Source organism: Sphaerotilus sp., from assembly GCF_013299175.1.
Taxonomy (GTDB): Bacteria; Pseudomonadota; Gammaproteobacteria; order Burkholderiales; family Burkholderiaceae_C; genus Sphaerotilus.
Genome location: NZ_JAAFKF010000142.1, coordinates 1 through 7,446, shown reverse-complemented (window position 1 = coordinate 7,446; position 7,446 = coordinate 1). Strand labels below are relative to the sequence as shown.

The window sequence follows — 7,446 nt, the reverse complement described above, 5'->3', positions numbered from 1 at the left end:
CAGCGTGCCGTGGTACTTGCCCAGGCGCTCGATCACCCAGGCGTTCTGCTGGGGCACGACCTTGAGCGACCGGGCGACGAAGAGGATGACCACGGCCAGAACGACCAGCGCAAGCATGTCCATGACCAGAAAGCGCGAGAAGCCCCGTCCTTCAGGGCGGGGAGGCTGTCAAGGCGACGATGGCGTAGTTACCGGGGCCGGTGGGAGGCGCTCCGTCTGCATGGGTGCGGGTCCATTCGGCTTGCCATGGCGCGCCGCGGTAGTGGACCGTCGCCAGCCCGCCGTGTGGCCAGTGGTTGACGTGGACACGCTGTCCGATGTCAAGGTCGTTGGTAGAGGAAGCTTGTCCTGTGCCGGCCTGGCGCTGGCGTCGCCGCCACTGCCAGAGCAGGGCCATCGCCAGACCGCCGACCACCGCGCACACCAGCATCTGCGTGGCCGGTGGAGCACCCATCCGGGCCGTCCAGCCCGCCGCAGCCATGCCGATCGACAGCAGCAGCAAGTAGACCGTTCCCTTGACATCCTCCCCGCCCTAAAGGACGGGGATTCCTCCTGCGAGACGCGCATGTCCGCGCGCGGCGATGTTCCTGGCTGCATTCACGTCGCGGTGGTGTTCCGCGCCGCAATCGCAGCATGTCCATCGCCTCATTCGCAGACCTGTCCTGCCTTTCGGACTGCTGGCGGGAATGCCCCCGCAGCGCGAACAGGTCTGGGTTGTGTAGGCTTCGTTCACCTCTTCAAAGACGATGCCGGCCCCATGGCTCTTGTATTCCAGCATCGTTTTCAGCATTGCCCATCCGGCGTCCAGCGTGGACTTCGCCATCTTGGTCTTCACCATCGCTTTCGCCTGCACGTTCCCGACGAAGATCGCTGCGTTGCGCTCGACCAGCCCGGTGCTGAACTTGTGCATCGCGTCCTTGCGCGTGTTGGCGATCTTCGCGTGGATCGCGCGCACCCGGTTCTTCTTGCGCGCTCGCTGGGCGATCCCCAGCGCGCCCTCATGCTTGCGGTACAGGCCGGACGCCAGTTCTTCACCGTCCGAGCACGTCGCCGCGGTCTTCAGGCCAAGGTCGATCCCCACCGATCCAGTGCCGGCCGACTTCGGCACGTCCACCTTGACGCACACGTTCAGGTACCACCGGCCGCGCGCATCCTGCGAGAACGATCCTGCGCGCAGATCGAACCGGCTCAGCCCGTAGCTGTCCCACAGGCCGAACTTGTGCCCGACAACAGCGATCTGCCCGGCCTTGTACTTCGCGCCGCCCGCCTTGAACGGCACCCAGCCCAGCGAATACTTCGCTGACTTCGCGTTCGACACGCGCCAATTGAGCCGGGCTTTCTTGAACTGCTTGCGCCGGGTGGCGTATTCCTCGCACACCAGTTGCACCGTGGCGCTACCGATCCGCACGCCCTCGCACTTCGAGTACCCCGCCGTGAGCTTCTGCAGGTCGAACCCGCTCAGCCACTTTCCGCGCTCGCGGATCGCCCGCGAACTGGTCTCGTTACAGTAGTTCCACACCTGATTGACCTCGCGCGCCATCAAGGACAGCACGCCCGCGTGCTTGTCCTTGATGCGCAGCTTGAGGGTCTTCACGGCTTCCATCCGACAACTGTATTTCCATACATGTCGCTTGACAAGCCGTTCCGGCTTGAACGCTCGACCCCGGGCTGAACCCCGGGGCTTGTCGCTTCGTCCGGGTCAGCAATTCAGCGCCGATGACAAGGCCGGCGCCGATCCACCACAGCAGGGTTTCACTCATGCGCCGAGTGTATGCCACTGCCCCGCGGTGAGCACCTCGCAGGGCCGGAACTGCGCCTTGTAGACCATCTTGCGGCTGTGTTCGATCCAGTAGCCGAGGTAGGCGTAGGGCAGTTGCAGGGTGCGCGCCTGCTCGATCTGCCACACCACGTTGAAGGTGCCGTAGCTGGCGGCGTCGTCCGGCTCGTAGAAGGTGTAGACCGCCGACAGCCCGTCGTTTAGCACGTCGAGGATGGACACCATCTTCAACACCCCCTGCGTCCGGAACTCCACCAGCCGCGAATTCACCCGGCTCTGCAGCAGGAACTGGGTGTACTGGTCCACCGAGTCCTGGTCCATGCCGCCGCCGCTGTGCCGCGAGGTCTGGTACTTGAGGTAGAGCGCGTAATGCTCCGGCACGAAGCGCAGCCGGGTCACGCTGATCTGCATGCCCTGGTGGTCACGCCACGCGCGGCGCTGACTGCGGTTGGGCTGGAAGTCGTTGACCGGCACGCGCAGCGGCTGGCAGGCGTGGCAGCCGTCGCAGTACGGCCGGTACGTGAACAGCCCGCTGCGCCGAAAACCGGCGGCGACCAGCTCCGAATACGTGTCCGCGTTGATCAGGTGCGAGGGCGTGGCGACCTGCGACCGCGCCATGCGCCCGTCCAGATAGCTGCACGCATAAGGCGCCGTGGCATAGAACTGGAGTTCGGCGAGCGGTAGATCCTGGGGATGTGTCACGCGGGGTCGGCGTTGGAGTGCGTTGGCGTGTGCAATGGCAACTGCTGCCACAAGGCCACATCATAGGACCAGCGCGGCGGCGGTGGCAGGGCCGTGGCGCGGGCGATGTGCGCCTCGAATGCTGTGCGATCGACGGGAGCTGCACCCATGGACGCCAGATGCCGCGTCTGCTGCTGGCAGTCGATCCATGCGATGCCGTGGCCGCGGCAGAACGCCACCAGCGCCGCCAGCGCGATCTTGGACGCATCCGTCTGCAGCGCGAACATCGACTCGCCGTAGAACATCCGCCCGATGCCCACGCCGTACAGCCCGCCGACCAGCCGCCCATCCACCCAGGTTTCGACGGAGTGGACACCACCCACCCGGTGCCAACGCTGGTACGCCTGCATCAGCTCCGGGACGATCCAGGTGCCGCGCTGCCCGTCACGCGCCACGCCAGCGCAGTGGCCGATCACCGCATCGAAAGCGGTGTCCATGCGGATCTCGCAACCCGGCGTGGCCAGGAAGCGCCGCAGGGCCTGCTTCAGCGAGCGGTGGAGCTTGAAATCGGCCGTCTGCAGCACCATGCGCGGTGCCGTGCTCCACCACAGGATCGGCTCGCCCACGCCGTACCACGGAAAGATGCCCTGCCGGTACGCCTGCTCCAGCCGCGTCTGGCTGAGCTGCCCGCCGGCACAGAGCAGACCCGGTGCGTCGCTGTCCGGCCCGAGTGCGCGGCGGGTTGGCGGAAACGGCGTGTGGCCGTCGTCGTCATCGGGCAGCCAGTCGATCATGGCGGCGGGTCAGCAGGGGGCCGCGTGCTCAGCGCAGTTGCAGGTCGTCGTTGGTGAACGCGATGTCCAGCGGCTCGATCAGCACCTGCTTCGGACCCGCCTCGACCACGCCCGCGTTCCACGCCGCGATGCCCTGGGCGCGGGCGATTTCCACCGTGCGCTCGGCGTCCTCGGCCTTGACGAAGATCGCGAAGCCGGCGCCCATGTTGAGCGTCGAGTACGCCTCGCGGTCGTCCTGCTTCGCCTGCGCCTGGATGAAGCGCAGCACCGGCGTGACCGGCGGCACCGAGTGGATGCGGTAGGTGAGTTCGCTCGGGTGGCGCAGCAGCTTGCGCCAGCCGTGGCCGGTGATGTTGGCGCAGTAGTGCGGCGTGATGCCCGCCTTCCACAGCGCCTCGGTGACGGGCGAATACAGCACGGTCGGCGCCAGCAGCGCCTCGCCGTAGGTGACGCCGGGGGAGATTTCGGTGAGGTAGCCGTTCGGCAGGCGCTCGACCAGCTTGCGCGCCAGGCTCAGGCCGTTGGCGTGGATGCCGCTGGAGGCCAGCAGGATGATCGCGTCGCCCGCGCCGAGCTTGTCGCCGACCGACAGGCGCTCTTTCGGGTTGATCAGGCCGGTGCAGGACGCCGCCAGGTCGATGCGGCCTTCCTCGACGATGCCCGCCAGCGCCGGGGTCTCGCCGCCGCCCCACGCCACGCTGCACACCTCGCAGGCGCGCTTCCAGCCAGCAACCAGGGCTTGCGCGCGCTGGCTATCGCCGAACCAGTCCGACCCACCAGCCGCCCAGTAGGCTTGCACCACCAGCGGCGTGGCGCCCACGGTGATCAGGTCGTTGATGGCCATGGCAATCGTGTCCTGCGCGATGCCGTCGTAGTAGCTCTTGCCGGTGAGCTTGGCCATCTCGTCGGCCACCAGCGTCTTGGTGCCCAGGCACTCCACGATGGACGCGAGGTAGAACGGACCCACATCGACCACGTAAGCCGATTCACCGCGCGACGCGGCGACTTCGGTGAAACCGTGGCCGGCGAGGTGGACGGCGGTGGACGCCGCGGCACGCTGCGCGGTGATTTTCAGCGGGTCGATCAGGTCGTAGTTGACGCCGGCCTGCTCGTAGCTGAGGGTGCCGGTCTGGTCGGTGGGCTGGTCGGAGGTCGGTGCAGATTGATTCATGGGGCTGGATTATCGACCAGCCCGGCCCGCCTACAATCCGCCCCCATGTCGTATCTCGTCCTCGCCCGCAAGTACCGGCCCCGCAGCTTCACCGAAATGGTGGGGCAGGAGCACGTCGTGCAGGCCCTGAGCAATGCCCTCACGCGCCAGCGCCTGCACCACGCCTACCTGTTCACAGGCACCCGCGGCGTGGGCAAGACCACCGTCTCGCGCATCCTCGCCAAGAGCCTGAACTGTGTCGGCCCGGATGGCACCGGCGGCATCACGGCCGAGCCCTGCGGCGTCTGCAATGCCTGCCGCGACATCGATTCCGGCCGCTACGTCGATTACGTCGAACTCGACGCCGCCTCGAACCGCGGCGTGGACGAGATCAGCCAGTTGCTGGACCAGGCGGTCTACAAACCGGTGGTGGGGCGCTTCAAGGTCTACATGATCGACGAAGTCCACATGCTGACGATGACCGCGTTCAACGCGATGCTCAAGACGCTGGAGGAGCCGCCCGAATACCTCAAATTCGTGCTCGCGACGACCGATCCGCAGAAGGTGCCGGTCACGGTGCTGAGCCGCTGCCTGCAATTCAACCTGCGCCCGATGGCACCGCAGACGGTGCAGGAGCATCTGGAGCAGGTGCTGCAGGCCGAGTCAGTGCCGGCTGAGGTCGGCGCGCTGCGGCTGTTGTCACGGGCTGCACGCGGTTCGATGCGCGATGCGCTGTCGCTGGCGGATCAAGCCATCGCCTTCGGTGGCGGGACGCTGGACGAAGCGGGCGTGCGCCAGATGCTGGGCGCCGTGGACCGTGGCCATGTGGTGCGGATCGTCGAGGCGCTGGCCGCCAGCGATGGCGCGGCGCTGGTGCGCACGGTGGATGAACTGCGCGGGTTGGGCCTGTCAGCGGCGGGGACGCTGGAAGAGCTGGCGACCTTGGCCCAGCAGATGGCCTTGGTGCAGGCCGTGCCGGACGCCGCCGATCCAACCGATCCCGACACGCCCACCGTGCGCGCCCTCGCGCCGCTGCTGGCGCCGGACGAGACACAGGTGCTCTACAGCATCGCGCTGCATGGCCGCGCCGAACTCGCGCTGGCGCCGGACGAGTACAGCGGGCTGATGATGGTGCTGCTGCGCTTGCTGGCGTTTCGGCCGCAGGGTGCAGCGGTGACGGCAGCCCCCGTGGTGGCACCGGCGGTCGCGCCCAGCCCGCGACCGATCGCGCCTCCACCGCCGCCCGCCGCACTGCCGCGTCCCGCCGTTTCCTCGCGGGAGTTGCTGCGTCCGGCTGCGGCCAGCGCACGTTTGGCGGTAGTGCCACCGGCTCCGGTGCCTGCACCGCCGCCCGCCCCAGCGGCAGCGCCAGCCGCTGCCGCTGCCGCCAAACCCGTGACGCTCGCGCCGTGGGAAGAAGGCCCGCCCGCCGACTGGGACGAGATCCCCCTTGAAGGCGACCCTGCGCCGCTGCCAATACGGGCCGTGGCGCCGACTTCCGCGGCCATGGCCGCAGTCGCCGTCGCCACCGACACGCTGGATGATCCCCTTGTCACCCGCTGGACCGCGCTGTTCACCGACCTCACTGCCCAGGGCAACCTGAATGGTCTCGTGCGCGAGCTGGCGTGGCAGGCGCAGTGTCTGGCGCTGGACGAGCAGGCGACACCGAAGCGGGTCGTGCTGCGCGTCGAGCGCGAATCACTGCGGCAGCAAGGCCACCGCGACCGCTTGCAAGCCGCACTGAGCGAGCTGCTGGGCGATGCGGTCACGCTGGAAGTCGTGGCGGGCACCGTCTCCGACAGCGCCGCCCGCCGCGATGGCGCCCGCCGCGTCCAGGCCCAGAACGACGCCGAAGCGGTCATCACGGGCGATCCGATGGTGGTCGAGCTGCTGGCCCGCTACCCGGCAGCGCGGATCGTGCCCGGCTCGATCCGCCCGGTGGCCTGAGCTTCGCCCCACCGCATCGCTCCCGATTTCTCTCCCCCCATTTTCTCCGCAAGACCGCTCCCAGAAAGGACACCCCATGCTCAAAGGACAGCTCGCCGGCCTGATGAAACAAGCCCAGGCCATGCAGGACAACCTCAAGAAGGCGCAGGACGAACTCGGTCTGATCGAGGTCGAAGGCCAGTCCGGCGCCGGTCTGGTCAAGGTCGTGATGACCTGCAAGCACGATGTCAAGCGCGTCACCATCGACCCCAGCCTGCTGGCCGATGACAAGGACATGCTCGAAGACCTGGTGGCCGCCGCGTTCAACGACGGCATCCGCCGCGCCGAAGCCCTCAGCGCCGAGAAGATGGGCAAGCTGACGGCCGGGATGCCGCTGCCGGGTGGCATGAAGTTCCCGTTCTGATGCGGAGGCTGCGCCGGTGACGACCCCGCACGACGCCCTGGCCACGCTGGTGGAAGCCCTGCGGCGCTTGCCCGGCGTGGGCGTCAAGTCGGCGCAGCGGATGGCGTACCACCTGCTGCAGCACGAGCGGGACGCGGCGATGCAGTTGTCGTATGCGCTGGACCACGCGGTCCACAGCATCCGGCACTGCGAACGCTGCCACACCTTCACCGAGCAGCCGGTGTGCCAGACCTGCCTCGACCCGATGCGCGACGAGTACACGCTGTGTGTGGTCGAAACCCCCGCCGATCAAGCCGCAATCGAGCGAACGGGCAGCTACAAGGGCCTGTACTTCGTGCTGATGGGCAAGCTCAGCCCGCTGGACGGCATCGGCGCCCACGACATCGGCTTGCCCGAATTGCTGGAGCGGGTTGGTGACGGACAGGTGCAGGAGCTGATCATCGCGACCGGCTTCACCGCCGAAGGGGAAGTCACGGCGCACATCATCGGCGAGGCGCTGCGGCCCCGTGGCGTGAAAGTCACCCGGCTGGCGCGGGGTGTGCCGATCGGCAGCGAACTCGAATACGTTGATCTCGGCACCATCGCCTACGCCTTCTCCGACCGCCGCTGAGGCTGCTGCCGCTGGGTGCGGCAGCCGTGCCAGTTCCTGCAGTGCTTACTTGCGTGCCAGACGCGTCGGGCGGATCTTGGTGCC

Annotated in this window: 8 protein-coding genes and 1 pseudogene; 3 read left to right on the top strand and 6 right to left on the bottom strand. The window is 67.8% G+C overall.

Annotated features, from left to right (window positions below; genetic code table 11):
- From QZW52_RS19300 to QZW52_RS17705, 6 genes and pseudogenes are all read right to left on the bottom strand, one after another.
- A pseudogene (locus QZW52_RS19300) lies at positions 1-123 on the bottom strand (paraslipin); the annotation flags it as partial.
- Positions 124-151: 28 nt separating this feature from the next.
- On the bottom strand, positions 152-502 hold the full coding sequence (locus QZW52_RS17725; protein WP_294001118.1) for an NfeD family protein: 351 nt from the start codon (positions 500-502) through the stop codon (positions 152-154).
- Positions 503-532: 30 nt separating this feature from the next.
- Positions 533-1,603: an RNA-guided endonuclease InsQ/TnpB family protein gene (locus QZW52_RS17720; protein ID WP_294001116.1), complete on the bottom strand. Its 1,071-nt coding sequence runs from the start codon at positions 1,601-1,603 to the stop codon at positions 533-535.
- A gap of 153 nt (positions 1,604-1,756) precedes the next feature.
- Positions 1,757-2,479: an arginyltransferase gene (locus QZW52_RS17715; RefSeq protein ID WP_294001114.1), complete on the bottom strand. Its 723-nt coding sequence runs from the start codon at positions 2,477-2,479 to the stop codon at positions 1,757-1,759.
- Positions 2,476-3,252 (bottom strand): leucyl/phenylalanyl-tRNA--protein transferase, encoded by a 777-nt coding sequence (aat, locus tag QZW52_RS17710; RefSeq protein WP_294001112.1) that lies wholly within the window; start codon positions 3,250-3,252, stop codon positions 2,476-2,478. The genes QZW52_RS17715 and aat overlap by 4 nt, the downstream gene beginning before the upstream one ends.
- A 28-nt stretch (positions 3,253-3,280) precedes the next feature.
- Positions 3,281-4,423 (bottom strand): AIR synthase-related protein, encoded by a 1,143-nt coding sequence (locus QZW52_RS17705; protein ID WP_294001111.1) that lies wholly within the window; start codon positions 4,421-4,423, stop codon positions 3,281-3,283.
- Between the two features lie 45 nt (positions 4,424-4,468).
- On the opposite strand from QZW52_RS17705, the gene dnaX reads away from it, so the two are divergent.
- The 3 genes from dnaX (at position 4,469) to recR (ending at position 7,362) form a co-directional block, all read left to right on the top strand.
- Positions 4,469-6,349, top strand: a complete 1,881-nt coding sequence (gene dnaX, locus QZW52_RS17700; protein WP_294001110.1) for a DNA polymerase III subunit gamma/tau — start codon at positions 4,469-4,471, stop codon at positions 6,347-6,349.
- Between the two features lie 76 nt (positions 6,350-6,425).
- Positions 6,426-6,752: a YbaB/EbfC family nucleoid-associated protein gene (locus tag QZW52_RS17695; RefSeq protein ID WP_179635470.1), complete on the top strand. Its 327-nt coding sequence runs from the start codon at positions 6,426-6,428 to the stop codon at positions 6,750-6,752.
- 16 nt (positions 6,753-6,768) lie between these two features.
- Positions 6,769-7,362 carry a recombination mediator RecR gene (gene recR / locus QZW52_RS17690; protein ID WP_294001108.1) on the top strand — a complete coding sequence of 198 codons (594 nt, stop codon included), beginning with the start codon at positions 6,769-6,771 and terminating at the stop codon, positions 7,360-7,362.
- The last annotated feature ends 84 nt before the right edge of the window (positions 7,363-7,446 follow it).

Bases quoted from the DNA above. Each gene is read 5' to 3' on its own strand.
- QZW52_RS17720 (WP_294001116.1), bottom strand. From the start codon at position 1,603: ATGGAAGCCGTGAAGACCCTCAAGCTGCGCATCAAGGACAAGCACGCG.
- aat (WP_294001112.1), bottom strand. From the start codon at position 3,252: ATGATCGACTGGCTGCCCGATGACGACGACGGCCACACGCCGTTTCCG.
- QZW52_RS17705 (WP_294001111.1), bottom strand. From the start codon at position 4,423: ATGAATCAATCTGCACCGACCTCCGACCAGCCCACCGACCAGACCGGC.
- dnaX (WP_294001110.1), top strand. From the start codon at position 4,469: ATGTCGTATCTCGTCCTCGCCCGCAAGTACCGGCCCCGCAGCTTCACC.
- QZW52_RS17695 (WP_179635470.1), top strand. From the start codon at position 6,426: ATGCTCAAAGGACAGCTCGCCGGCCTGATGAAACAAGCCCAGGCCATG.